Annotated in this window: 24 protein-coding genes; 10 read left to right on the forward strand and 14 right to left on the reverse strand. The window is 72.8% G+C overall.

All coding sequences use genetic code 11. The features are described 5' to 3' along the window. The first annotated feature begins 50 nt into the window (after positions 1 to 50). The gene (locus tag AB0D99_RS01930) at positions 51 to 1,418 is read left to right on the forward strand and encodes a GH1 family beta-glucosidase (RefSeq protein WP_362355756.1); all 1,368 of its coding nucleotides are present in this window, start codon (positions 51 to 53) and stop codon (positions 1,416 to 1,418) included. On the opposite strand, the gene AB0D99_RS01935 is transcribed toward AB0D99_RS01930, so the two are convergent. Together AB0D99_RS01935 and AB0D99_RS01940 are read right to left on the reverse strand one after the other, a co-directional pair. Continuing rightward, positions 1,393 to 2,310 (reverse strand): oxygenase MpaB family protein, encoded by a 918-nt coding sequence (locus AB0D99_RS01935; RefSeq protein WP_362355758.1) that lies wholly within the window; start codon positions 2,308 to 2,310, stop codon positions 1,393 to 1,395. The two genes, AB0D99_RS01930 and AB0D99_RS01935, sit on opposite strands and share 26 nt — an antisense overlap. A gap of 124 nt (positions 2,311 to 2,434) precedes the next feature. Beyond that, positions 2,435 to 2,923 carry a hypothetical protein gene (locus AB0D99_RS01940; protein WP_362355760.1) on the reverse strand — a complete coding sequence of 163 codons (489 nt, stop codon included), beginning with the start codon at positions 2,921 to 2,923 and terminating at the stop codon, positions 2,435 to 2,437. 125 nt (positions 2,924 to 3,048) lie between these two features. On the opposite strand from AB0D99_RS01940, the gene sph reads away from it, so the two are divergent. Continuing rightward, a complete protein-coding gene (sph, locus tag AB0D99_RS01945; RefSeq protein ID WP_362355762.1) occupies positions 3,049 to 4,071 on the forward strand; it encodes a sphingomyelin phosphodiesterase in 1,023 nt (340 codons plus the stop codon). A gap of 93 nt (positions 4,072 to 4,164) precedes the next feature. Here the strand turns inward: sph and AB0D99_RS01950 are convergent, their stop codons facing one another. Further along, positions 4,165 to 6,435, reverse strand: coding sequence for an MMPL family transporter (locus AB0D99_RS01950; protein ID WP_362355764.1), 2,271 nt, complete (start codon positions 6,433 to 6,435; stop codon positions 4,165 to 4,167). A gap of 175 nt (positions 6,436 to 6,610) precedes the next feature. Here AB0D99_RS01950 and AB0D99_RS01955 point away from each other — a divergent pair, with 175 nt between their 5' ends. Continuing rightward, a complete protein-coding gene (locus tag AB0D99_RS01955; RefSeq protein ID WP_362355766.1) occupies positions 6,611 to 7,783 on the forward strand; it encodes a histidine kinase in 1,173 nt (390 codons plus the stop codon). Further along, a complete protein-coding gene (locus AB0D99_RS01960) occupies positions 7,758 to 8,420 on the forward strand; it encodes a response regulator transcription factor (RefSeq protein WP_362355768.1) in 663 nt (220 codons plus the stop codon). Before AB0D99_RS01955 ends, AB0D99_RS01960 begins: the two co-directional genes overlap by 26 nt. 71 nt (positions 8,421 to 8,491) lie before the next feature. Here AB0D99_RS01960 and AB0D99_RS01965 read toward each other — a convergent pair whose 3' ends face one another. Continuing rightward, positions 8,492 to 8,971 (reverse strand): hypothetical protein, encoded by a 480-nt coding sequence (locus AB0D99_RS01965; protein WP_362355770.1) that lies wholly within the window; start codon positions 8,969 to 8,971, stop codon positions 8,492 to 8,494. A 101-nt stretch (positions 8,972 to 9,072) separates the two neighbouring features. Next, a complete protein-coding gene (locus AB0D99_RS01970) occupies positions 9,073 to 9,555 on the reverse strand; it encodes a macro domain-containing protein (protein WP_362355772.1) in 483 nt (160 codons plus the stop codon). A gap of 117 nt (positions 9,556 to 9,672) precedes the next feature. Here AB0D99_RS01970 and AB0D99_RS01975 point away from each other — a divergent pair, with 117 nt between their 5' ends. Further along, entirely contained in the window at positions 9,673 to 10,407 is a 735-nt protein-coding gene (locus tag AB0D99_RS01975; protein WP_362356047.1) for a MerR family transcriptional regulator, read from the forward strand. 11 nt (positions 10,408 to 10,418) lie between these two features. Here AB0D99_RS01975 and AB0D99_RS01980 read toward each other — a convergent pair whose 3' ends face one another. From AB0D99_RS01980 to AB0D99_RS01995, 4 genes are read right to left on the reverse strand one after another with little or no spacing between them, the layout of a single operon-like run. Beyond that, entirely contained in the window at positions 10,419 to 12,605 is a 2,187-nt protein-coding gene (locus AB0D99_RS01980) for a 3-hydroxyacyl-CoA dehydrogenase NAD-binding domain-containing protein (protein ID WP_362355774.1), read from the reverse strand. A 34-nt stretch (positions 12,606 to 12,639) separates the two neighbouring features. Further along, the gene (locus tag AB0D99_RS01985; protein ID WP_362355776.1) at positions 12,640 to 13,854 is read right to left on the reverse strand and encodes an acetyl-CoA C-acetyltransferase; all 1,215 of its coding nucleotides are present in this window, start codon (positions 13,852 to 13,854) and stop codon (positions 12,640 to 12,642) included. Between the two features lie 34 nt (positions 13,855 to 13,888). Next, the gene (locus AB0D99_RS01990) at positions 13,889 to 15,031 is read right to left on the reverse strand and encodes an acyl-CoA dehydrogenase family protein (RefSeq protein ID WP_362355778.1); all 1,143 of its coding nucleotides are present in this window, start codon (positions 15,029 to 15,031) and stop codon (positions 13,889 to 13,891) included. Continuing rightward, positions 15,028 to 16,221 carry a CaiB/BaiF CoA-transferase family protein gene (locus AB0D99_RS01995; protein WP_362355780.1) on the reverse strand — a complete coding sequence of 398 codons (1,194 nt, stop codon included), beginning with the start codon at positions 16,219 to 16,221 and terminating at the stop codon, positions 15,028 to 15,030. The genes AB0D99_RS01990 and AB0D99_RS01995 overlap by 4 nt, the downstream gene beginning before the upstream one ends. A gap of 154 nt (positions 16,222 to 16,375) precedes the next feature. Here AB0D99_RS01995 and AB0D99_RS02000 point away from each other — a divergent pair, with 154 nt between their 5' ends. Both AB0D99_RS02000 and AB0D99_RS02005 read left to right on the forward strand, forming a co-directional pair. Further along, a complete protein-coding gene (locus AB0D99_RS02000; RefSeq protein ID WP_362355782.1) occupies positions 16,376 to 16,888 on the forward strand; it encodes a hypothetical protein in 513 nt (170 codons plus the stop codon). Positions 16,889 to 16,958: 70 nt separating this feature from the next. After that, complete coding sequence (locus tag AB0D99_RS02005) at positions 16,959 to 18,164, forward strand: saccharopine dehydrogenase NADP-binding domain-containing protein (RefSeq protein ID WP_362355784.1); 1,206 nt, start codon at positions 16,959 to 16,961, stop codon at positions 18,162 to 18,164. Positions 18,165 to 18,218: 54 nt separating this feature from the next. On the opposite strand, the gene AB0D99_RS02010 is transcribed toward AB0D99_RS02005, so the two are convergent. The 4 genes from AB0D99_RS02010 to AB0D99_RS02025 are packed head-to-tail and all read right to left on the reverse strand — an operon-like array spanning position 18,219 to position 20,330. Further along, a complete protein-coding gene (locus AB0D99_RS02010) occupies positions 18,219 to 18,593 on the reverse strand; it encodes a VOC family protein (protein WP_362355786.1) in 375 nt (124 codons plus the stop codon). Continuing rightward, the gene (locus AB0D99_RS02015; protein WP_362355788.1) at positions 18,590 to 18,724 is read right to left on the reverse strand and encodes a hypothetical protein; all 135 of its coding nucleotides are present in this window, start codon (positions 18,722 to 18,724) and stop codon (positions 18,590 to 18,592) included. The genes AB0D99_RS02010 and AB0D99_RS02015 overlap by 4 nt, the downstream gene beginning before the upstream one ends. Beyond that, positions 18,721 to 19,635: a hypothetical protein gene (locus tag AB0D99_RS02020; RefSeq protein WP_362355790.1), complete on the reverse strand. Its 915-nt coding sequence runs from the start codon at positions 19,633 to 19,635 to the stop codon at positions 18,721 to 18,723. Before AB0D99_RS02020 ends, AB0D99_RS02015 begins: the two co-directional genes overlap by 4 nt. Further along, entirely contained in the window at positions 19,632 to 20,330 is a 699-nt protein-coding gene (locus AB0D99_RS02025; RefSeq protein WP_362355792.1) for an endonuclease V, read from the reverse strand. Before AB0D99_RS02025 ends, AB0D99_RS02020 begins: the two co-directional genes overlap by 4 nt. Positions 20,331 to 20,415: 85 nt before the next feature. Here AB0D99_RS02025 and AB0D99_RS02030 point away from each other — a divergent pair, with 85 nt between their 5' ends. Next, positions 20,416 to 20,715, forward strand: a complete 300-nt coding sequence (locus AB0D99_RS02030; protein WP_362355794.1) for a YciI family protein — start codon at positions 20,416 to 20,418, stop codon at positions 20,713 to 20,715. Here the strand turns inward: AB0D99_RS02030 and AB0D99_RS02035 are convergent. Next, complete coding sequence (locus AB0D99_RS02035; RefSeq protein WP_362355796.1) at positions 20,712 to 21,809, reverse strand: oxidoreductase; 1,098 nt, start codon at positions 21,807 to 21,809, stop codon at positions 20,712 to 20,714. The two genes, AB0D99_RS02030 and AB0D99_RS02035, sit on opposite strands and share 4 nt — an antisense overlap. 75 nt (positions 21,810 to 21,884) lie before the next feature. On the opposite strand from AB0D99_RS02035, the gene AB0D99_RS02040 reads away from it, so the two are divergent. Continuing rightward, entirely contained in the window at positions 21,885 to 22,340 is a 456-nt protein-coding gene (locus AB0D99_RS02040) for a (4Fe-4S)-binding protein (protein ID WP_362355798.1), read from the forward strand. Positions 22,341 to 22,465: 125 nt separating this feature from the next. Further along, complete coding sequence (locus AB0D99_RS02045) at positions 22,466 to 22,882, forward strand: SsgA family sporulation/cell division regulator (protein WP_362355800.1); 417 nt, start codon at positions 22,466 to 22,468, stop codon at positions 22,880 to 22,882. Positions 22,883 to 22,936: the final 54 nt, after the last annotated feature.

Consider the following 22,936-nt stretch of genomic DNA (forward strand, 5'->3'; position numbering starts at 1 on the left):
GTACGGAACCGACCCGTATCCCCCCTCATTCTCACAGGAGTTCGCCCTTCATGAACGCTCTCTTCCCTGAAGGATTCCGCTGGGGCGCGGCCACCGCCGCGTACCAGATCGAGGGCGCGGCGGCCGAGGACGGCCGTACCCCTTCCATCTGGGACACCTTCAGTCGCACGCCGGGCAAGGTGCGCAACGGCGACACGGGTGACATCGCCGCCGACCACTACCATCGGATGCGCGAGGACGTCGCCCTGATGCGGGAGCTGGGCCTGACGGACTACCGCTTCTCCCTGTCCTGGTCCCGGATCCAGCCGACCGGGCGAGGACCGGCCGTGCAGAAGGGCCTCGACTTCTACCGCTCCCTCGCCGACGAGCTGCTCGAATCCGGGATCCGTCCCGTCGCGACCCTCTACCACTGGGACCTCCCCCAGGAGCTGGAGGACGCGGGCGGCTGGCCGGAGCGGGCGACCGCCGAGCGGTTCGCCGAGTACGCCGGTCTCGCCGCGGAGGCGCTCGGCGACCGGATCACCACCTGGACGACCCTGAACGAGCCGTGGTGCGCGGCCTTTCTGGGCTACGGCTCGGGGGTGCACGCCCCGGGCCGCACCGACGACGCGGCCGCGCTGCGGGCCGCGCACCATCTCAATCTGGCCCATGGTCTGGCCGCCGGCGTGCTCCGCGCGTCCGTGCCGTCCACGGCGGAACTCTCCCTGACCCTCAACCTCCATGCGATCAGGGCCCGTTCGGACGCCCCCGAGGACGTGGACGCCGCCCGTCGGATCGACGCGGTCGGCAACCGGATCTTCCTCGACCCGGTCTTCCACGGCCGGCTGCCGGCCGATCTGGTCGAGGACACCCGGTCGATCACGGACTGGTCCTTCGTCCGGGGCGGCGACCTGGAGGCGATCTCCACGCCGATCGACTCGCTCGGGATCAACTACTACGCGCCCTCCGTCGTCGCCGCGGGCACCTCGGAGTCGCCGTCCCCCTGGCCGGGCGCGTCCGACCGGGTCGGCTTCCCGTCCGTACCCGGGCCGCGCACGGCGATGGACTGGCCGGTGGACGCGGACGGCCTGCACGAGCTGCTGGTGCGGCTGCGCGACGAGCTGCCGGAGATCCCGCTGCTGATCACCGAGAACGGCGCCGCGTACGACGACTACGCGGACCCGGAGGGCGAGGTCCACGACCCGGAGCGGGTGGCGTACGTCGACGCGCATCTCGCGGCGGTGCACCGGGCGATCGCCGACGGCGTCGATGTGCGCGGGTACTTCCTGTGGTCGTTGCTCGACAACTTCGAGTGGGCGTACGGCTACGGCAAGCGGTTCGGCATCGTGCACGTGGACTTCGCGAGCCAGCGCCGTACCCCGAAGGACAGCGCGCGCTGGTACGCGGAGGTGATCAGGCGCGGCGGGCTGTCCCGCTGAGCCGTGCCGCGCGACGCGCCTCCCGGGCGATCGGCAGGTAGCGCAGCCGCTCGGGGAGTACGGGCACCACGGCCCGTACGACCCGGGCGAACCGGCGCAGCCGTCGCTCCTGCTCGTCGGTCCACTCCAGGCCGACGGCCTCGCGGGCGTCCGGTGGCATGAGGCCGACGGTGACGAAGGAACGGAAGCGGGCGAGGCGGGGCAGGAGCACCGGCCACGCCGCCCGGAGCAGCAGCCGCAGCGGCAGGGGGCCTCGGTCGGGCGGCGGTACCGGCTGGTCGGTGGCGACGAGCTCGCGCAGGACGACCGTTGCCTCCAGCTCACCGAGCATCTTGCGGTAGTACGGCCAGAACTCCTCGATCGTCTGGGGCATGTCCCGGTCGTGGATGCCGAGGATGCGGCCGACCTGGAGCCACTCGGCGTAGAGCCTGCGCTCCTGGGCCTCGGTGAGCGGGCGGTGGAGCAGGCGCAGGCCGTGGCGGTAGACGGGGAAGCCGGTGGCATGCACCCAGGCGTAGTTCGAGGGGGTGAGGGCGTGGTAGCGGCGGCCGTGGGCGTCGGTGCCCTGGATGGTCCGGTGGAGCTTCCGGAGCCGGCGCCCCTCCTCGGCCGCGTCCTCTCCCCCGTACACCCAGAGCAGGGCGGAGCGCAGGGAGCGCTCGCCGCGGCCCCAGGGGTCGGTGCGGAAGACGGAGTACTGGTCGACGCCCGCGCCGACGGCGGGGTGGGCGACCTGGAGGGCGAGCGCGGAGGGCAGCATCAGCAGGCCCCGGACGTCCCCCGCGACGCTCCACAGCACACCGCCGACGGGCGGCGGCTCCGGCGCGGTCCCCTTCGGGCCCTCGTCGGTCGTGGGCCGGGCGGGCCCCACGGGCCGGGTCGGTCCGGTCATGGGCACTCTCCTCACGTTCTCAGCGTGCTACGGCCGGGCATCCGCGGCAACGGGCACACATGGGTCGGGGCCGCGTCCCGGGCCTCGGCCCGGGGCGCGGCCCCGATCTCGTGGTGCGTGGGGGTCAGGCGCGGTCGGCGCCGACGGGCTCGCCGACGATGCGGCCGGCCAGGGCGCGGGCCCAGGCGTCGACGTCGGAGGAGAGCTCGCGCTCGGCGGCGGCGCGCTCCTCGGCGATGCGCGCGGCACCGGCGGCCAGGATCGCCTCGCGCTCGGCGAGGCCCTCGGCGCGGGCGGCGGCGATGGCGGCCGTGCCGTCCTCGGTGGCCTTGGAGCGGATGCGGGCGGCGTCGTGGCGGGCCTCGGCGAGCTCGGCCTCGTACTGCTCGCGGATCCGGGTGGCCTCGGCGCGCAGGTCGTCGGCGCGCTCGGTGCCGCCGGCGATGGCGTCCTCACGCTCGGTGAGGGTGCGGTTGATCTTCGGCAGGATGCCCTTCGCCAGGATCAGGAAGGTGAGGGCGAACAACACCACGCCGAGGATGAGCTCAGCCGTGACGGGGTTGAGCGGACCGAGGTCCATGTCGAAGATCGTCGAGTTCTGCGCGAGGGTCATGCGCGCATGATACCTGCTCGAAAAGGCGACAATCTCGGCGGGTGCCCGACTGTTGGCATGTTCGTGCCGACCACGCAAGATTCCCGCCGCCCAGAGTCTACCGGAAGGTAACTACGGCTGATTTGATGTGCCGCGCCGCACCAACCCCCCACCCACACACGGGAGTTTCTGTGCCGATCGCCGCTCACCGCCGTCGTGCCTCCGGCGCCGCCCTGTCCCTGGCGCTCGCCGCCGCGACCCTGGCCACGGCAGCCCCCTCGGCCTCGGCCGCCGAGGCGCCGCGCCTGAAGGTGCTCAGCTACAACACCTTCCTCTTCAGCAAGACGCTCTACCCGAACTGGGGCCAGGACCACCGCGCCAAGGCGATCCCCGCCGCCGGCTTCTACCAGGGCCAGGACGTCGTCGTGATCCAGGAGGCGTTCGACAACTCCTCCTCGGACGCCCTCAAGGCGAATTCGTCCGCCCAGTACCCGTACCAGACCCCCGTCATGGGCCGGAGCAAGAGCGGCTGGGACGCCACCAGCGGGGCCTACTCCGCCACCACCCCCGAGGACGGGGGCGTGACGATCCTCAGCAAGTGGCCGATCGTCCGCAAGGAGCAGTACGTCTACAAGGACGCGTGCGGCGCGGACTGGTACTCGAACAAGGGCTTCGTCTACACCGTCCTGGACGTCAACGGCGCCCGGGTCCACGTCGTCGGCACGCACGCCCAGTCCACCGACCCGGGCTGCTCGGCCGGCGAGGCGGCGCAGATGCGCAGCCGCCAGTTCAAGGCGATGGACGCCTTCCTCGACGCCAAGAACATCCCGGCGAACGAGCAGGTGATCGTGGCGGGCGACTTCAACGTGGACTCCCGGACGCCCGAGTACGCGACCATGCTGAGCGACGCCGGCCTCGCCGGCGCGGACGCCCGCACCGGCCACCCGTACTCCTTCGACACGGAGCTGAACTCGATCGCCTCCGAGCGCTACCCGGACGACCCGCGCGAGGACCTCGACTACGTCCTGTACCGCTCGGGCAACGCCCGGCCGGCGAACTGGACGAACAACGTGGTCCTGGAGTCGACGGCGCCCTGGACGGTCTCCAGCTGGGGCACGAAGTACACGTACACCAACCTCTCCGACCACTACCCTGTGACGGCCTACTGAGCGCACCGCCCCGCCATGACCGGCCGGTCATGGCGGGGCGCCGGCGCCCTGCCGCGCCGAGGTGGCTGACGCCCGGGGCGGGCAGGAGTCGCGTCACCGGTCGACCAGGCGTGGACGCGGGGCCCCACCCGTGGATGGCGCGTCGGCGTCGTCGGTGCCGACCGGGCCGCGGGGCAGCATCCGGTCCAGCCACTTCGGCAGCCACCAGTTGGTCCGGCCGAGGAGTGTCATAGTCGCCGGTACCAGCACCATGCGTACGACCGTGGCGTCGATGAAGATCGCGGTGGCCAGGCCGAGCCCGAACATCTTGGCGGAGGGGTCGTCGGCGACGGAGAAGGACAGGAAGACCGCCACCATGATGAGGGCCGCCGAGGTGATGATCCGGGCGGTGCCCGAGATGCCCTCCACGACCGCCGCGGCGTTGTCGCCGGTGCGCACGTACTCCTCCCGCACGCGGGAGAGGAGGAACACCTCGTAGTCCATCGACAGGCCGAACAGGATGGCGAAGAGGAACATCGGGATGAACGACACGATCGGAACCGTCGCTTCCAGCCCGATGAACGCGCCTCCCCAGCCCCACTGGAAGACCGCGACCATGATGCCGTAGGCCGCACCGATGCTCAGCAGGTTCAGCAGTACCGCCTTGAGCGGCACGACGACCGAGCGGAAGACCAGCATCAGCAGCAGGAACGACATCGCCAGCACGGCGGCGACGAACACCGGCAGGCGTTCGCTGGTGCGTCGGCCCACATCGGACAGGCTCGCGGCGGCGCCGCCGACGTGCGCCCTGGCCGGACCGTGCCCGATCGCCGCGGGCAGCACCTCGGCGCGCAGCCGGGCGAGGGTGTCGGCCGTGGCCCTGTCCTGAGGGCCGGTCGTCGGGAACACCACGAGGGTCGCGATGCCGGTGGCCCGATCGATGTGCGTCGGCGCGACGGACGCGATGCCCGGATCCGCCGCGACCGTCGAGACGAGACGGTCCAGCGCACCCGGATCACCGGCGGGGTCCGCGGCGATGACGAGGGGACCGTTGGTGCCCGGGCCGAATCCCTCGGCGACGAGGTCGTAGGCCCGGCGCTCGGTACGGCTCTGCGGAAGCGAGCCGTCGTCGGGCAGGCCGACGCGCAGGCCGAGCACGGGCAGCGTCGCCGTCAGCAGCAGCGCCGCGGCGCCGGCCGCGTACGGCACCGGGTGCCGGCCGACGTGCCCGAGCCAGCGCCGCCACCCGGCGGCGGGGACGGGCCCGGCCGCCGTGTCCCGCCGTCGGCCGAGGCGGCCCGACCGCCCGGCCCGAAGGGCACGGCCGATCCGGCCGGGCCGGCCCAGCCGCGGGCCCGCCGCGCCGAGGAAGGCCGGCAGCAGCGTCACCGACGCGAGCACCATCGTCAGGACGACCATCGAGACGGCGAGCCCGCCCACCGTCATGAACGGCACGTTCGCGACGGCCAGGCCGAGGATCGACACGACGACGGTGCCGCCGGCGAAGACCACCGGCCGCCCCGCCGTCGCCACCGCTCGTCCGGCTGCCGCCTGCGGATCGAGCCCGCACGCGAGGTACTCCCGGTGCCTGGCGAGCACGAACAGCGCGTAGTCGATGCCCACTCCGAGCCCGACCATGCTGCCCAGGACCGGTGCGAAGGCGGGGACCTCCGTCATCCCCGCCAGTACCGTCATCGTGGCGATCCCGACGGTCAGCCCGAAGACCGCCATGCCGATCGGCAGCGCGGCGGCGACGAGCGAACCGAACGCGAGGAACAGGATCGCCGCCGCGGCGAGGAGGCCGATCAGCTCGCTCACGCCGCCGTCGGGGTCGGAGAAGGCGTAGAAGAGGTGCCCGCCCATCTCGATGCGCAGCGGCAGTTCGGCGCGCAGCCGGTCGCCGAGGGCGACGAGGGCGTCGAGGTCTTCGGCCGAGAGCCGGCTCTGGTCGGGGTACTGCACCCGGACGACCGCGATCCGCCCGTCGGCCGAGACGAGGCCGCCGCGCACGGCGGTGTCCCCGCCCGCCGTGAGCGCCCCCGCCGGGTCGCTCGTGCCGAGCACGTGCGGCAGCCGCTGCACCTCGGCACGCAGCCGCGTGAGAGCGGTGCGCGCGCCGTCGTCGTCGAGGAACGTCGCACCGTCGTCGAGGGGGGTGACGACCATGTGGGCCGTCATACCCTCCTGGCCGGTGCCGGCCCGCTCGATCAGTTCCGCGGCCCGCTGGGAGTCCAGTCCCGGAGCGGTCATCGAGTCCGCGGTCCGCCCGCCGAAGGCCACCGCGGCGAGGACGGCGAGCGTGGCCGCGACCAGCCATGCCGCGATCACCCGCCAGGGATGGCGGGCGGCGCCTGCGCCCAGGCGCAACAGGGCTTTCGAGAGCATCGGGTCCTCCAACCACCTCGTCGGCCGTCCTTGTGCGGCCGCCGATGCCGAGGCTCCTTGCCACGGCGCTCCGCGACATCGGCCCGCGGGCCGCGGATCCGTCGGCCCCGGGGCGGAGTGACGACCCGTCCTTTCGGCCGATGCGCGCCGCGCCGCGGTCCCTAGGCTGAGAACCGTGCTCCGAGACGACCTGCGAACCCTGTGGACCGAACCCCGGCCGCCCGACGCGCCCGCCCGGGTGTGGCGGGACCGGGCGCTGCTCGCCGTGAGCCTGGGCGGTGTGGTGCTGGAGGCCGGCCTGCGCGAGAACGTCGTGTGGCGGCCGGTGGCGGTGGTGTTCGCCGTATGGCTGTGCCTGCTGCCCCTGTGGCGCCGGACCCGTCCGCTGGCGATGGTGACGCTGGCGTTCGGCTCGGTGATCCTGCTTCAGGCGGCCTCGCTCGTCGCCGCACCGCGCGAGCCCGTCGGCCTGTACACCGGCGCGGTCGTGCTCGTGCTGGTGTACGCGCTGCCCCGGTGGGGATCGGGACGCGAGGTCGTGCTGGGCGGCGCGGTGATCCTGGCGGCCGGCGCGCTGTGTTCCGTCACGGACGAGACCCCGGTCGTCGAAAACGTCGTGGGCCTCGCCTTCCTGCTGGTGCCCGGTGCGGTCGGAGCCGCCGTGCGGTTCCGGGTGACCGCTCGCGAGCGACAGACGGAGCAGGTGCGCTCCCGCGAGCGCGAGCAGCTCGCCCGGGAACTGCACGACACGGTGGCCCACCACGTGTCGGCCATGGTGATCATCGCCCAGGCCGGCCGGGTGCTCGCGGGCACGGACCCGTCCGCCGCCGTCGAGGCGCTGGAGGGGGTCGAGGAGGAAGGGGCGCGCACGCTGGAGGAGATGCGCGCCATGGTGGCCGCGTTGCGTGACCGCGGGGTCGGCGCCGAGCTGGCGCCGCCCGCAGGTGTCGCGGATCTGGAGCGCCTGGTGCGCACCCCGGGTGGCCGCCTCAGGGTCGACCTGGGACTCGACGGCGAACTGGACGCGCTGCAGCCTGCCGTGGACGCGGCCGTCTACCGGATCGTGCAGGAGTCGGTGACCAACGCGCTGCGCCATGCGGTCGACGCGACCGAGGTCGTCGTCCGGGTCGCCGCGGAACGGCACCTGGTGCGGGTGAGCGTGCGCGACAACGGCCGGCGCACCGGCCGGGGTCGCGACGGATACGGACTTACCGGACTACGCGAGCGCGCGACGCTGCTCGGCGGCACACTACGAGCCGGCCCGGGTACCGACCGGGGCTGGCATGTCGACGCCGAACTGCCGAGAGCGAGGAGCGAGAGCGGTGTCCATTCGCGTCCTCGTCGCTGACGACCAGACGATCATCCGCACCGGGTTGCGGATCATGCTGAACGCCCAGCCCGGCATCGAGGTGGTCGGCGAGGCCGCCGACGGACGGGAGGCGGTACGTCTGGCCCGCGAACTGCGCCCCGACGTCTGCCTGTTCGACATCCGCATGCCGGTGCTCGACGGGCTGGAGGCCACCCGGCTGGTGGCCGGCCCGGGCGTCGCCGACCCGCCAGCCGTGGTCGTCATCACCACGTTCGACCTCGACGAGTACGTCTACGGCGCGCTGCGTGCCGGCGCCCGCGGATTCCTCCTCAAGGACACGGGACCGGACCTTCTGGCGCAGGCCGTGCGGTCGGCGTCGGAAGGTGAGGCGCTCATCGCGCCCAGCGTCACCGTCCGTCTGCTCAGGGCGTTCGCGGACCTCCCCGCGGGCCGGCCCGTGGCCCAGCCGGTCTCCCCCGTCACCGCCCGCGAGGAGCAGGTGCTCCTCGCCGTCGCTCGCGGCCTGACCAACACCGAGATCGCCGACTCACTGCACATCAGCCTCAGCACGGTGAAGACGCATCTGGCCAGCCTGATGGCCAAACTCGGCGCCCGGAACCGGGTCGAGATCGCGATGTGGGCCTACGAGACGCGCCGCATCCTCCCCGGAACCTGAGCCGGCTGCCGGGCCGTGTCCGACGAGTGCCCGCCCATCACCCGCGTCGACAACGCTCGTGATCCCTCCACCTAGTACCCGTACCTCCCGAACTGGGTGTACACCCAGAGGCCCACGACCCCCGCCACACAGATGAGGACCATCCAGGAGCCGAAGCTCGTGTGGCGGCTCCTGCGCGGGCGGGCGGGCTTGGCCGGGCGCTCCTCGCGCGCGACGCGCCCGGCTCGACCGGGACGCTCCGTGCGGGCCCGCGCCGGCTCCGTCTCGGCGACGGCGGCGAGCAGGCGGCGGCAGACCGCGGCCAGTTCCGTCGTCCCCGCCGTGAGGTCGACGACGATCTCCGCGCGGGCGGGCGCCGTGGTGCCGCCGTCGAGGAGGCGTCCGGCCCGCAGCCGCGCCTGATCCTTGCCACCGGTCGGGGCCAGGCTGATCCAGCGCCCCACGTGCTCGCCGCGGATCACCACGCCGCCGCCCCGCTCCCGGTACACGGTGTGCTCCCGCCACAGGACCGCGGCCAACTCCGTGGCCGTCTCCCTGAGTTCCGTGTACATGACCCTCCCCAGTCACCGATCCCCAAATTCGAACAAGCACGTGACTCTAGCGGCAGGTACACGCCAGGCGACGCGCGGGTGGGGCGGAGCCCCGGGCCCCGTCAGGGCTCGAAGTCGTAGACCGTGACCGGTATCCCCCTGGCCGTGAGCCGCTCGGCGACCAGCGGCTCCACCCGCGCCCACTTCCCGCCGGCGAGACCGCACCCGATTCGCGGCATGTGCACGGACGCCCCCAGCTCCTCCGCCTTGTCGGCGAGCAGCCCGAGCGCCGCGTCGATCGCCTCGTACCGCACGGGCACACCGGTGCTCCGGCCGGTCCTGATGCCGCGCTGGCCCACCAGGTTGGCCACCCAGACATACGGCCCGACCGGCACGAACTGGGCCGCGCCGAGCCCGAAGTCGTTCCGCGCGCGCTCCCGGTGCCAGCGGCGGTAGGCCGCCTCCGGCTCCGGCCAGCGCCGCGACAGCGCGAGGACGAATCCCTTGCCCCAGCCGCCCAGGTCGTTGCAGACATGCGCGATGATCTTGACGCCCTTGCCCCCGGGGGCGGTGGCGTCCCCCCGTACGTACGTGATCCCCGACATCTCTCCACCGTACGAGGCACCACTGACACCGCGCGAACACTTTTACAACGCTGGTGAGACAGCAATACTGTTGCACCGATGGGGAACGGGCACGGCACCGGAAGCGAGGCAGCTCAGATGGGCACCGAGACCGAGGAGCAGCCGCCGACGTTCACCGTCGACGAGCTGGCCGCGCGGGCGGGCGTCACCGTGCGGACCGTCCGCTTCTACAGCACCAAGGGGCTGCTCCCGCCGCCGGCCATCGGGCCGCGGCGGGTCGGACACTACGGACCCGACCACCTCTCCCGGCTGGCGCTGATCGAGGAGCTCCAGCGGCAGGGCATGACGCTCGCCGCGATCGAGCGCTACCTCCACCAGCTGCCGCCCGACCTCAGCGCGCGGGACCTCGCCGTCCACCGGGCCCTGGTCGCCTCCTGGGCCCCGGAGTCCGCCGAGGAGATCACCCGGCGCGAGCTGGAACGGCGCGCGGGGCGCGCCCTCGCCGACCCCGACGTCGACCGGCTCGCCGCCATGGGCGTCCTCGACAGGACCGCGGACCCGGACGTCTTCCGGCTCGACGCGACGCTGCTGCGCCTCGGGGTGGAGCTCCTCGACGTGCCCATCGCGCACGAGACGATCCTCGCCTCCCGCACGGTCCTCCTGGAGCACGCCCGCGCCGCGGCGCAGGAGCTCTCCCGGCTCTTCCAGGACGAGGTGTGGAACCCGTACCGGGAGAGCGCCGAGGACCCGGACCACGTCGCCGCCATGAAATCGCTCTCCGCGCACATGCAGCCGATGGTGATCCAGGCCCTCGTCACCGCGTTCCAGCGCTCCCTGAGCGAGGAGCTGCGAACGGCCTTCAGGACGCCCTAGTCCGCCGGCCCTCAGCCCTGGCCGGGCTGGTCGGTGAACACCTCTCCCCGCTCCGCCTTCGCCACCAGCAGCGCGGGCGGCTGGAAGCGGTCCCCGTACTTCTCCGCCAGCTCGCGGGCGCGCGCCACGAAACCGGGCAGCCCGCCCTCGTACCCGTTGATGTACTGGAGCACGCCACCGGTCCACGCGGGGAAGCCGATGCCCATGATGGAGCCGATGTTGGCGTCGGCGACCGAGGTGAGGACGTTCTCCTCCAGGCAGCGCACGGAGTCCAGCGCCTCCGAGAAGAGCATGCGCTCCTTCATGTCCTCGAAGGGGATGTCCACATCGGTCCGGGTGAAGTGCTCGCGGAGGCCGGACCACAGCCCGGCCCGCTTGCCGTCCTCGCCGTACTCGTAGAAGCCGGCTCCGCCGCTGCGTCCCGTACGACCGAACTCGTCGACCATCCGGTCGATCACCGCGTCCGAGGGGTGCCCGGCCCAGGTGCCGCCGGCCTCCTCGATCGCGCGCCGGGTCTCGTTGCGGATCTTGCGGGGCAGGGTCAGGGTCAGCTCGTCCATCAGGGACAGGACCTTGGCCGGGTAGCCGGCCTGGGCGGCGGCCTGCTCGACGGAGACCGGGTCGGCCCCCTCGCCGACCATCGCGACGCCCTCGTTGATGAACTGCCCGATCACGCGGGAGGTGAAGAAGCCCCGCGAGTCGTTGACGACGATGGGCGTCTTGTTGATCTGCCGCACCAGGTCGAAGGCGCGCGCCAGCGCCTCGTCCCCGGTCCGCTCGCCCTTGATGATCTCGACCAGCGGCATCTTGTCCACCGGCGAGAAGAAGTGCAGGCCGATGAAGTCCTCCTGGCGCTCCACCCCCTCGGCGAGCACCGTGATGGGCAGGGTCGAGGTGTTGGAGCAGAGCAGCGCGTCCGGCTCGACGACGTCCTGGATCTCCTCGAACACCTTGTGCTTGAGCGCGGTGTCCTCGAAGACGGCCTCGATCACGGCGTCGCAGCCCGCCAGGTCGGCCGCGTCGCCCGTCGGGGTGATCCGGGCGAGCAGTTCGTCGCGCTTCGCCTCGGTCGTGCGGCCCCGCGAGAGCGCCTTGGCGAGCAGCTTCTCCGAGTACTCCTTGCCGCGCTGCGCCGCCTCCGCGGTGACGTCCTTGAGGACGACCTCGATGCCCGCGCGGGCGCAGGAGTAGGCGATTCCGGCGCCCATCATGCCCGCGCCGAGGACGGCGACCTTGCGGACCGGGCGCTGCTCGAAGCCCTGGGGGCGGTTGGCGCCGGAGTTGACGGCCTGGAGGTCGAAGAAGAACGCCTGGATCATGTTCTTCGCGGTCTGGCCGGTGACCAGCTCGGTGAAGTAGCGGGCCTCGATGGTCAGCGCGGTCTCGAAGTCGACCTGGGAGCCCTCGACGGCGCACGCGAGGATGTTGCGCGGCGCCGGGTAGGGCGCGCCGTTCAGCTGCTTCTTCAGGTTGGCCGGGAAGGCCGGGAGGTTGGCGGCGAACCGCGGGTTCGACGGGGTTCCGCCGGGGATCTTGTACCCCTTGACGTCCCAGGGCTGCCACGACTCGGGGTTCGCGTCGATGAAGGCGCGTGCCTTGGCGAGCATCTCCTCGGGCGTGGTGGCGACCTCGTGGACGAGGCCGTTCTCCAGCGCGCGTCGCGGGGAGTACTGGGTGCCCTGGAGGAGCACCTTGAGGAGGGCGTCGGCGATCCCCATGAGCCGGACGGTGCGGGTGACGCCGCCGCCCGCGGGGAGGAGTCCGAGGGTGACCTCGGGCAGGCCGATCTTGGATCCGGGCGCGTCGAGCGCCACGCGGTGGTGGGAGGCGAGGGCGATCTCGTAGCCGCCGCCGAGGGCCGCGCCGTTGATGGCGGCGACGACCGGCTTGCCGAGGGTCTCGATGCGGCGCAGCGAGCGCTTGATCTCGGTGCCGGTGTCGAAGGCGATCTTCGCGTCCTCCGGGCGCAGCCGGATCATGTCCTTGAGGTCGCCGCCCGCGAAGAAGGTCTTCTTGGCGGAGGCGTAGATGATGCCGCGGATGGAGTCCTTCTCGGCCTCCGCCCGGTCGGCGATCGCCGCGATGGAGTCCTTGAACGCCTGGTTCATGGTGTTCGCGGACTGGTTCGGGTCGTCGAGGACGAGGGTGACGATGCCGGTCTCGTCCTGCTCCCAGCGGATGGTGGTGCTCTGGCTCATTGCTGCTTCTCCGTAAGGCTGGTGGGACGGACGGTCAGACGCGCTCGACGATGGTGGCGATGCCCATGCCGCCGCCGACGCACAGCGTGGCCAGGCCGTAGCGCTTGTCCTGGCGCTCCAGCTCGTCGACGAGGGTGCCGAGGATCATCGCCCCGGTGGCGCCGAGCGGGTGGCCGAGCGCGATCGCGCCGCCGTTGACGTTGACCTTGTCCAGGCTGATGCCCATGTCCTTGACGAAGCGGAGCACGACTCCGGCGAACGCCTCGTTGATCTCCACGAGGTCGATGTCGTCGATGGTCAGGCCGGCCTTGGCGAGCGCCTTGCGGGTCGCGGGCGCGGGCCCGGTGAGCATGATGGTCGGCTCGGAGCCGGAGACCGCCGCGGCCACGATCCGGGCGCGCGGGGTGAGTCCGTGGCGCTCGCCGACCGCCTTGGAGCCGATGGCGACGAGGGAGGCGCCGTCGACGATGCCGGAGGAGTTGCCGGCGTGGTGGACGTGGTCGATCTTCTCGACCCAGTGGTACTTCTGCAGCGCGACGGCGTCGAAGCCGCCCATGTCGCCGATGGCGGCGAAGGAGGGCTTGAGGGCGGCGAGCGAGTCGGCGGTGGTGCCGGGGCGCATGTGCTCGTCGTGGTCGAGGACGACCAGGCCGTTGCGGTCCGTGACCGGGACGACGGAGCGGTCGAAGCGGCCGTCCTTCCAGGCGGCCGCGGCGCGCTCCTGGGAGAGCGCCGCGTACTCGTCGACGTCGCGGCGGGTGAAGCCCTCGATGGTGGCGATGAGGTCGGCGCCGATGCCCTGGGGGACGAAGCCCGTCTCGTAGTTGGTCATCGGGTCGGCGAACCAGGCACCGCCGTCCGAGGCCATGGGGACGCGCGACATGGACTCGACGCCGCCGGCGAGGACGAGGTCCTCCCAGCCCGACCGGACCTTCATCGCGGCCATGTTGACCGCTTCGAGGCCCGAGGCACAGAAGCGGTTCTCCTGGACACCGGCGACCGTGTCGGGCAGTCCCGCCGCGATCGCGGCGACCCGGGCGATGTCGGAGCCCTGGTCACCGACGGGGCCGACGACGCCGAGGACGATGTCGTCGATCGCGGCCGGGTCGAGTCCGGGGAAGCGGGCCCGGATCTCGTGGATGAGGCCGACGACCAGGTCGATGGGCTTGGTGCCGTGCAGGGCGCCGTTGGCCTTGCCGCGTCCGCGCGGGGTGCGGATCGCGTCGTACACGTACGCTTCGGTGCTCACGAGAAGCCTTTCAGGAGGGTGGGGAAGCGGGAGGTCAGCCGAGCAGGGAGCGGCCGATGATCTCCTTCATGATCTCGGTCGTCCCGCCGTAGATGGTCTGGATGCGGCCGTCGGTGAAGGCCCTGGCCACCGGGAATTCGGCCATGTAGCCGTATCCCCCGTGCAGTTGCAGACAGCGGTCGGCGACGCGCTTCTGCAGCTCGGTGGCCCACCACTTGGCCATCGAGGCGTGGACGGCGTCGAGTTCGCCGTTCGCGTGGTCGACGATGCAGCGGTCGAGGAAGGTGCGGGTGACGGCGCACTCGGTGGCCATCTCGGCGATCTCGAAGCGGATGTGCTGCAGTCTGGCCAGGGGCCGCCCGAACGCCTCGCGCTCCTTGACGTAGGTGGTGGTGATCTCCAGGAGGTGTTCGGCGGCGGCGATGCCGGCCACGGCGATGGCCATCCGCTCCTGGGCGAGGTTGGTCATGAGGTGGACGAAGGCGCCGTTGAGTTCGCCGAGGAGGTTCTCCTTGGGCACGCGCACGTCGCGGAAGAAGAGTTCGGCCGTGTCCTGCGACTTCTGGCCGATCTTGTCGAGGTTCCGGCCGCGCTCGAAGCCCTCCGCCCCCCGCTCGACGACGAGCAGCGACAGTCCGTGGGCGCCGCCCTCGGGGGTGGTGCGCGCGACGACGATCACGAGGTCGGCGAGGATGCCGTTGGAGATGAAGGTCTTGGAGCCGTTGAGGATCCAGTGGTCGCCCCGGTCCTCGGCGCTGGTCCTGATCCCCTGGAGGTCGGACCCGGCGCCGGGCTCGGTCATCGCGATCGCGGTGATCAGCTCGCCCGAACAGAACCCGGGCAGCCAGCGGCGCTTCTGCTCCTCGGTCGCCAGCGAGGTGAGGTACGGCCCGATGATGTCGTTGTGCAGGCCGAGCGCTATGCCGGGCGCGCCGGCCCGGGTGAACTCCTCGGCGAGGACGGCGCTGTAGCGGAAGTCGGGATTGCCACCGCCGCCGTACTCCTCGTCGACGGCGAGACCGAGCAGCCCCTGGCGGCCGGCCGCCAGCCATGCCTCGCGGGAGACGATGCCGTCCTTCTCCCACTGCTCGTAGTGGGGCAGCACCTCCTTGGCGAGGAAGGTGCGGACGGTCCCGCGGAACGCTTCGTGGTCGTCGGTGTAGAGCTGGCGCTTCATGCTTCGGGCTCCTGGGGTGATGCGTCGCGGGCTTCCGTGCGGACGTCGACGGTGGCTTCCCGGCCGTTCAGCGAGGGGACGGCCCAGTCGCGGGCGACCGCCTCCGTGTCGGCGCCCGGCCGGGCGGGTGCGGAGCGGACGGCTCCGGGGGTGGCGGAGAACCGGGGCGCGGGCGCGGGCTGGGTGAAGCCGGCGTGCTCGACGAAGGTGCCCCGGGCGGCGAGGTGCGGGTGGGCGGGCGCCTCGCGCATCGAGAGGACCGGCGCGACACAGGCGTCCGTCCCCTCGAAGACGGCCGTCCACTCCTCGCGGGTACGGGTGCGGAAGCGGTCGGCCACGGCGGCGCGCAGCTCGTCCCAGCGGCCGAAGTCCTTGCGGGCGGGGGCGACGTCCTCGATGCCGAGCAGGCGCGTGAACTCCTCGTAGAACTGCTGCTCCAGGGCGCCGACGGCCATGTACCCCCCGTCGGAGGTCTCGTAGGTGCCGTAGAAGGGGCAGCCGCCGTCGAGCAGGTTGACTCCCCGGCGGTCCTGCCAGCCACCGGCCGCCACCATTCCGTGGATCATGGTGGCGAGGTGGGCGGCGCCGTCGACGATGGCGGCGTCGACGACCTGGCCCTCGCCGTGCGTGCGCGCGTGCTGGAGCGCGGCGAGGACGCCGACGACGAGGTAGAGGGAGCCGCCCGCGTAGTCGCCGACGAGGTTGGCGGGGACGGTGGGCGGGCCGTCCGGGGCGGGGCCGATCATGCCGAGGGTGCCGGTGATCGCGATGTACGCGATGTCGTGTCCGGCGCTGGCCGCGAGCGGTCCGTCCTGGCCCCAGCCGGTCATCCGGCCGTAGACGAGCCTCGGGTTCCGGGCGAGGCAGGCGTCCGGACCGACGCCGAGGCGTTCGGCGACGCCGGGCCGGTACCCCTCGACGAGGATGTCGGCGCGTTCGACCAGGTCCAGGACGGTGGCGGGGCCCCCGTCGGCCTTGAGGTCGACCAGGACGGAACGCTTGTTGCGGTTGGTGAGGTCGTACGCGGGGTCGATGCCGAGTCCGGGGCCGCCGGGCCGGTCGATCCGTACGACGTCGGCGCCGAGGTCGGCGAGGAGCATGGCGGCGAACGGGCCGGGCCCGATCCCCGCCAGCTCGACCACGCGCACCCCGGAGAGCGGGCCGTTCCCACCGTTCGCCTGTGCTGCCATCGAGCCCCCAGGACCGTGTGTGACACCAATGATGTAACACCGGTGATGCTAGGAACGTGTTCCACTCCGCACAAGCCCCCCGGCCGAGCAAGCGCTTGGAAATTTCGACTGACGGCAGCGGGTGATCCGGATCTTGTCCCGGTAGGGTCCTGCCATGTCCATAACGAAACGGGCTCTGGTCGCCCTGATCGCGGCGCCACTCGCGGCGACCCTGCTGATCTCCTGCTCCTCCGCCTCGGAGCAGTCGCCCGACCAGGCCGCCGCGACACCCGGCGCGACCTCGACCCCGCTCACCGCCGCCGGGGACGACGGCACGCAGGCCGAGGGCGGCCCGGCCGAGGACGACGGGAGCCCGTCCGCCGCGCCCGTCCTGGTCCGCGACGCCTTCGCCGGCCTGCAGGCGACCTACAACGGCAGCTGCGCATCCGACTGCGCCTACTTCCTCGGCCGCGTCCACGACGAGCTCCAGGAGCTCGACGCCGCGATGAAGGCCGACCCGAAGGGGCCCGGACACTTCCGCGAGCCGATCGCCTGGACCGAGGAGCTGCGGACCACCCTGGCCGGCGACCGCTCGTATGCGAACCTGAAGAAACACCAGACCCGGCTGATCGGCACGCGGGACCGGATCAACACCTGGATGCAGGGTCACCCCGACGACTACCGGTGACGGAGCCCGCGGAGCGTGGCGCTAGGCTCCGCGCTCTCAGGGGAAGCCGAAGGCGAAGGCGAGGGACCGGATGGAGACCGGGAACGGCACGGGACGGGGCACGGCCGAGCGGACGTACGACGTGGTCCTGTTCGGGGCGACGGGGTTCGTGGGCGAGCTCACCGCGGAGTATCTGGCCGAACACGCGCCGGCCGACTGCCGGTGGGCGCTCGCCGGGCGCAGCCGCGCCAAGCTGGAGGGACTGCGGGAGCGGCTCGCCGCCCGGTGGCCGCGGTGCGCGGAGCTGCCGCTGGTGGTCGCGGACTCCGGCGACACGGACGCCGTCCGCGAACTGGCCGGGTCCACCCGGGTGGTGGCCACCACGGTCGGCCCCTACGTCTGGTACGGCGAGGGCCTGGTGGCCGCCTGCGCGGAGGCCGGCACGGACTATGTGGACCTGACCGGCGAGTCCGAGTTCATCGACCTGATGTACGTGCGGCACGACGCGCGGGCCCGGGAGACGGGTGCCCGGATCGTCCACGCCTGCGGCTTCGACTCCGTACCGCACGACCTGGGCGCCTACTTCACGGTCCAGCGGCTGCCGAGGGACGTGCCGCTGCGGGTCGACGGATTCGTCCGCGTGGGAGCGGTCTTCTCGGGCGGGACCTTCGCCTCGGCGCTGACCGCGATGGGACGCGGCCGGGAGATCCAGCGCGCCTCGCACGAACGCCGCCTGCACGAACCGCGGCTGGTCGGCCGGCGGGCCCGCGCACCGCTCGGAGCACCGCGGTTCAGCCGGGAGACCGGCACCTGGGCGCTGCCCCTTCCGACGGTGGATCCGCAGGTGGTCGCCCGTTCGGCGCGCGCGCTGGAGTCCTACGGCCCGGACTTCCGCTACCGGCACTACGCGTCGGTGAAGACGCTGCCGATGGCGCTCGGCGGCACCGCCGCGATCGGAACGGGCGTCGTCGCCGCCCAACTCGCGCCCGTGCGAAGCTGGCTGATGGACCGTTACGCGCCGGGCGACGGCCCCAGCGCGGAGCGCCGCGCACGCAGCTGGTTCTCCGTGCGCTTCGTCGGCGAGGGCGGCGGACGGCGCGTGTTCACCGAGGTGTCGGGCGGTGACCCCGGGTACGACGAGACGGCGAAGATGCTCGCGGAATCGGCTCTCAGCCTCGCCTTCGACGACCTGCCGAAGACAGCGGGGCAGGTCACGACGGCGGTCGCGATGGGCGACGCGCTCCTCGACCGGCTGCGGGCCGCGGGCATCCGTTTCCGGGTCGCGTACGAGGGCTGACGCCCGGGCCCGGTGCCGTACGGGAGCGGAACACGCCGCCGTACGGCACCGGACTCAGTGGCGTACGAGACAGAAGGGGTGCCCGGCCGGGTCGGCGTAGATCCGCCACCCCCGGTCGCCGTCCCCGACGTCGAGCTGCCACGCGCCGAGCGCCAGGACCGCGTGGTGGGCGACCTCCAGGTCGGCGACCCGGACGTCCAGATGGAACTGCTGCTCGGGCGCGCCCCAGACCGGCGGCCGATGGTCGGCCACCGCCTGGAAGGCGAGCACCGGCGCGCCCGAGGCGTCGTGCAGGGTGGCCCAACCGTCGCCGACGGCCCACTGCGGGTCCGGGCGGTTGATCTCGCCCCCCAGCAACTGCTGGTAGAAACTTGCCAGTTCGAGTACGTCCGTACAGTCGAGCACGACGCACTGCAGCGTGCCGATCACGCGATCACCCGGCCCGCGAGCACATGGGTCATGGCGCCGACCCACGCCGGGGCGGCGAGCCCGGCCACGGCGAGGGTCACGGTCGTGCCGCGTCCGACGGGACGCGACGGGGTGCGTACGGGGGTTCTCATGAGGCCCACTGTGCCGCCCATGATCGCGGCCCGCCATCCGTACTCGTACTCAGGTGCTCCACGATCCGCTGCCACTCGTGCTCACCCCCGGCCAGGGGCCAGGCCCAGGTGGGACGGCCGCCGGTGCGCAGCTCTTCGAGGCGGCGGACGAGGACGCCGCCCGCGGTCTCGGCGCCGTCGGGGACGGCGGGGTGCCGGGCCCTGAGGGCGTGGAAGCGGGCGAGTTCGGCCTCGTACGCGAGGGCCGCCTCGGCCTCTCCCCGCTCGCGCTCGTCGTGCGGGACGGTCCGCCGGAGCACGAGAACGGGTGGTTCGACGTCCTCGGCGATCGCGGCGGCGAGCCGGGCGTGCCCGTCGAGCAGCAGGTAGCAGTCGAACCCGCTCACCCACCAGAGCAGGACCGGGGGCAGGATCCCGGCGCGGGCCTGCTTGCGGTAGGCGTGGACGCGGCCGTCGTCGGCGTCGGGGAGCGGGCGCAGGGGCAGCACCTCCCAGGAACCGGAGTGGACGAACCAGTCGATGTGTCCGTCGGGATGCCCGGGGACGACGAGCTCCTCCCAGTACGCGGCGGGGCCCGCGCCGTGCCGGTTCCACTGCGGCTGCGTCTCGGTCGTGAGCACCCAACGGCCGTCGTGCAGCGGCCCGTCCGGGTCGGCGGTCAGCTCGCGGGCGAGGCGGTGGGCCCAGCGTTCGGGCCGGTCGGCGTACGCGCGGGCGTCGGCCGCCCGCAGGGGCGGGAGGAGGGGGCGGGGCGTGGCCGTGCGGTAGAAGTCGACACCGTGGAGGTGCGGATCCACGACCGCGAGCAGCAGCGGATCGTCCCCCTGGGTGAGGACCAGCCGGTCGCCGGCCGTCCGGAGACACAGCCCGGGCCGCGCCCGGTCCCTCACCTCGATGATCAACTCGGTCACGGCGCTCCCCCGAGCGCTTCCTTCAGCGCGCGACGGCACAGGGAGTCCGCGTGCCGTGTGGTCTCGGGGACGCGGTAGCGCGGGGAGAGGAGCAAGGTGTGGGCGCAGGCGTTGTCCAGGGAGACGCGGTGGCCGACGGAGACGAAGACGGGCTTCACCCCGGCCTGGGTGCGCAGCGCGCGGCCGACCTCCTCGTCACCGGCCACCAGCGGGCTGACCTCTCCCCGCGCCGCTCCGGGCGGGTCGTACGAGAAGGTGAAGGGGTTCTTCGCGACGCCGATCGACGGGCGGCCGGTCAGCACGCCGAGATGGCTGGCGAGACCGAAGCGGCGCGGGTGGGCGAGGCCGTAGCCGTCGCAGACCAGAAGACCGGGGTCGTTCTCCAGCGAGGCGAGTGCGGCCAGCACCGTCGGGATCTCGCGGAAGGCGAGCAGCCCCGGCACATAGGGGAACGAGACCCGGCCGACCGCCGTGGCCTCCTCCACCACGGCGAGCGTCCGGGCGTCGAGCACGACGGCCGCCGCGGCGACGAGATCGCGCTCGTCGTCGTACGCCACGTCCAGACCCGTGACATGGCCCGTGCCGGGCTCCGGGCCCGGCTCGTCGAGCACGAGGCGTCCGCTCAGCTCGCCCTGCGCGGCTCGGGCTGCGGTCTCGTCGGCGGGCCAGCCCGCGGGAATGTCGATGATCCTCATGGTGACGGCCACCCTACGGCGCGGCTCCGTCCGCCAGTCGAACGCTTTTCCCGCCGGGTCCCCGCTCCCCGGTAGCCTGCCGATCATGTTCGTACTGGAATTGACCTACACCGCTCCCGTCGAGCTGGTCGACACGCTGCTCGACGCCCACGTCGCGTGGCTCGACGCGCAGTACGCCGCCGGCGTCTTCATCGCCTCGGGTCGGAAGAACCCGCGCGACGGCGGCGTGATCCTGGCGGCCGGGGTCGACCGCCAGGCGATCGAGAAGATCGCCGCGGCCGACCCCTTCAGCGCCGCAGGTGTCTGCGCGTACCGGATCACCGAGTTCTACGCGACCAAGACGGCCGAGGAGCTCGCCCCGTACCGGGAGCAGCTTCCTTCCTAGGGCGTGGGCGCGCCCCGGCCGAGGCGGGCGATCCTGCCCTGCTCGCCGGAGGCCCAGCACGCCCCGTCCCCCGTGCAGTCGACGGTGTCGTACGAGCCGGAGTCGACGGTCCGCCAGGTGCGTCCGCCGTCGGTCGTCAGGTCCGTGCCCGTGGGGCCGACGGCGAGCGCGGCCGTCCGGCTGTGCGGGAGCCAGGCGACGCCCGAGCGGTACGCGGGCGGCGGGGCGGAGGCGGCGCGCCAGCCGCGCCCTCCGTCCGAGGTGACCGCGGCCGCCCGCGGGGACGGCTGGTCCTTGCGGTAGTCGCCGCCCACGGCGATCCCGTGCGTAGGGTCCCGGAACGCCAGCCCGAACACGCCGCGGGCGGGATCGCCCGCCGGAATCGTGGATTCCGCGGCGGTCCAGGTCAGCCCCCTGTCCCGGGAGTGCAGCACGCGTGCCGTGGCCCCGCCGCCGGTCGCCAGCCAGACGTCCTTCGGTCCCGAGGAGACCAGGCACTGACCGCTCGCCGCGAACCCCGCCTCGCCGGGCAGCGCGGCCGGCATCCCGGTGTTCGGCAGCACCGCCCAGGTACGGCCGCCGTCCCGGGTGGACAGGATCCGGAACCTCCCGTCGACCGGATCGCTCATGGCCAGACCGTGCCGGTGGTCGAAGAAGGTCATGCAGTCGTAGAACGCCCGCGGATCGGTGTTGCGGAAGGACTCGGTCCAGGTCGCCCCGCCGTCGTCGGTGCGCAGCACCCGCGACGCCTCGCCCTCGCCGATGGCGAGGACCACCGCGCGCCGGGCGTCGAAGGCCTCCACGTCGCGCAGCTCCAGTTCCGCCGCGCCGGGCGGCGAGACGTTCCGCCAGCTCCGGCCGCCGTCCGTGGTCCGCAGCACCGTCCCCTGGGAGCCCGCGGCCCAGGCCGTCCTCCGGTCGACCGCGGCGAGCCCGCGGAAGCGGGCGTCCGTTCCGGTCTCGGTGAGCTGCCAGGACACCCGGTGCGACGCGCCCTGCGCCGCTCCCGTCGGCAGCGCCGAGGCCGCCAGGGCCAGCACCGCACCGCACAGGCCCACCGATAACACTCGTCTCGTCTTCCCCATGGACGTCATGGCGCCGGAAGCTAGTCCACCCCGCTGATCCCGTCCAGAGTGCGTCGCCCCTCCCCACTTCCTAGGCTGGACGGCATGACCGACGAGCAGCCGAAGCTCAAGGAGTACGCGGGCGAAGGCATCACCGTCACCTTCGAACCGCGCCGCTGTCTGCATGCCGCCGAGTGCGTGCGCGGTCTGCCGGCGGTCTTCGACGTGGGGAGGCGTCCCTGGGTCCGGCCCGACGGCGCCGATGCCGCGCTGGTCGCCGAGGTCGTCCGCCGCTGCCCCTCGGGCGCGCTCCAGTACCACCCCGCCGACGGCTCCGCCGAGCCGCCGGACACCCCCACCACCGTGCGCCGGAATCCGGCCGGGCAGCTCGTGGTCCGCGGCGATCTCTCGGTCGAGGGCGAGCTGGGCGTACGGCACGAGACGCGCGTCATGCTCTGCGGCTGCGGGGCGTCCGGGAACCAGCCGTACTGCGACCGCTCGGGATCGTGTGCGGCGCCGCCGACGGACGACCCGGTGGACCGCCCCGCCGAGTCGCGGTGAAACCCCCAGGTGAACGACGGTGACACAGCTCACGTCCACCACCAGTGCACGTTCGGGCCCGATCGTTCGTCTTTCCTGGTGTCAGGGAGACGTCAGGAACCGAAGCCGCGCGACAGGAGCTGGCCTTGTCCACCGTCATCGAGCAGGCCGTTCAGGCCCGTCTGGTCGCATCCGCTCCCCGGATGGAAACCGTCCCCGCCACACTGCGGTACGACCGCGCGGATCCGTACGCGGTGAGCATGGCGTTCCCGCCGCCCGCCACGCTGGAGGGCGTCGAGGTGTCGTGGGCGTTCTCGCGCGAGCTGTTGGCGGAGGGGGTGGACGGCCCGGCCGGGCTGGGCGACGTCCGGGTCCGCCCGTACGGCTACGACCGCACCGTCGTCGAGTTCCACGCGCCCGAGGGCGTCGCCGTGGTGCACATCCGCACGGCCGAACTGCGGCAGTTCCTCAAGCGGTCGCAGCACCTGGTGCCCACGGGCCGCGAACACCACTACCTGGACTGGGACCAGGACCTGGCCGAGCTGCTCGACGACTACGCCTGAGGGCGCCCGTCCCCGTTCCCCCGGGCACCGCCCGTTAAATCGATTGCCTCCCCT

Source organism: Streptomyces sp. NPDC047971 (genome assembly GCF_040653355.1).
GTDB lineage: Bacteria > Actinomycetota > Actinomycetes > Streptomycetales > Streptomycetaceae > Streptomyces.

Bases quoted from the DNA above. Each gene is read 5' to 3' on its own strand.
- AB0D99_RS01930 (WP_362355756.1), top strand. From the start codon at position 51: ATGAACGCTCTCTTCCCTGAAGGATTCCGCTGGGGCGCGGCCACCGCC.
- AB0D99_RS01935 (WP_362355758.1), bottom strand. From the start codon at position 2,310: ATGACCGGACCGACCCGGCCCGTGGGGCCCGCCCGGCCCACGACCGAC.
- AB0D99_RS01940 (WP_362355760.1), bottom strand. From the start codon at position 2,923: ATGACCCTCGCGCAGAACTCGACGATCTTCGACATGGACCTCGGTCCG.
- sph (WP_362355762.1), top strand. From the start codon at position 3,049: ATGTGCCGCGCCGCACCAACCCCCCACCCACACACGGGAGTTTCTGTG.
- AB0D99_RS01950 (WP_362355764.1), bottom strand. From the start codon at position 6,435: ATGCTCTCGAAAGCCCTGTTGCGCCTGGGCGCAGGCGCCGCCCGCCAT.
- AB0D99_RS01965 (WP_362355770.1), bottom strand. From the start codon at position 8,971: ATGTACACGGAACTCAGGGAGACGGCCACGGAGTTGGCCGCGGTCCTG.
- AB0D99_RS01970 (WP_362355772.1), bottom strand. From the start codon at position 9,555: ATGTCGGGGATCACGTACGTACGGGGGGACGCCACCGCCCCCGGGGGC.
- AB0D99_RS01975 (WP_362356047.1), top strand. From the start codon at position 9,673: ATGGGCACCGAGACCGAGGAGCAGCCGCCGACGTTCACCGTCGACGAG.
- AB0D99_RS01980 (WP_362355774.1), bottom strand. From the start codon at position 12,605: ATGAGCCAGAGCACCACCATCCGCTGGGAGCAGGACGAGACCGGCATC.
- AB0D99_RS01990 (WP_362355778.1), bottom strand. From the start codon at position 15,031: ATGAAGCGCCAGCTCTACACCGACGACCACGAAGCGTTCCGCGGGACC.
- AB0D99_RS01995 (WP_362355780.1), bottom strand. From the start codon at position 16,221: ATGGCAGCACAGGCGAACGGTGGGAACGGCCCGCTCTCCGGGGTGCGC.
- AB0D99_RS02000 (WP_362355782.1), top strand. From the start codon at position 16,376: ATGTCCATAACGAAACGGGCTCTGGTCGCCCTGATCGCGGCGCCACTC.
- AB0D99_RS02005 (WP_362355784.1), top strand. From the start codon at position 16,959: ATGGAGACCGGGAACGGCACGGGACGGGGCACGGCCGAGCGGACGTAC.
- AB0D99_RS02015 (WP_362355788.1), bottom strand. From the start codon at position 18,724: ATGAGAACCCCCGTACGCACCCCGTCGCGTCCCGTCGGACGCGGCACG.
- AB0D99_RS02025 (WP_362355792.1), bottom strand. From the start codon at position 20,330: ATGAGGATCATCGACATTCCCGCGGGCTGGCCCGCCGACGAGACCGCA.
- AB0D99_RS02030 (WP_362355794.1), top strand. From the start codon at position 20,416: ATGTTCGTACTGGAATTGACCTACACCGCTCCCGTCGAGCTGGTCGAC.
- AB0D99_RS02035 (WP_362355796.1), bottom strand. From the start codon at position 21,809: ATGACGTCCATGGGGAAGACGAGACGAGTGTTATCGGTGGGCCTGTGC.
- AB0D99_RS02040 (WP_362355798.1), top strand. From the start codon at position 21,885: ATGACCGACGAGCAGCCGAAGCTCAAGGAGTACGCGGGCGAAGGCATC.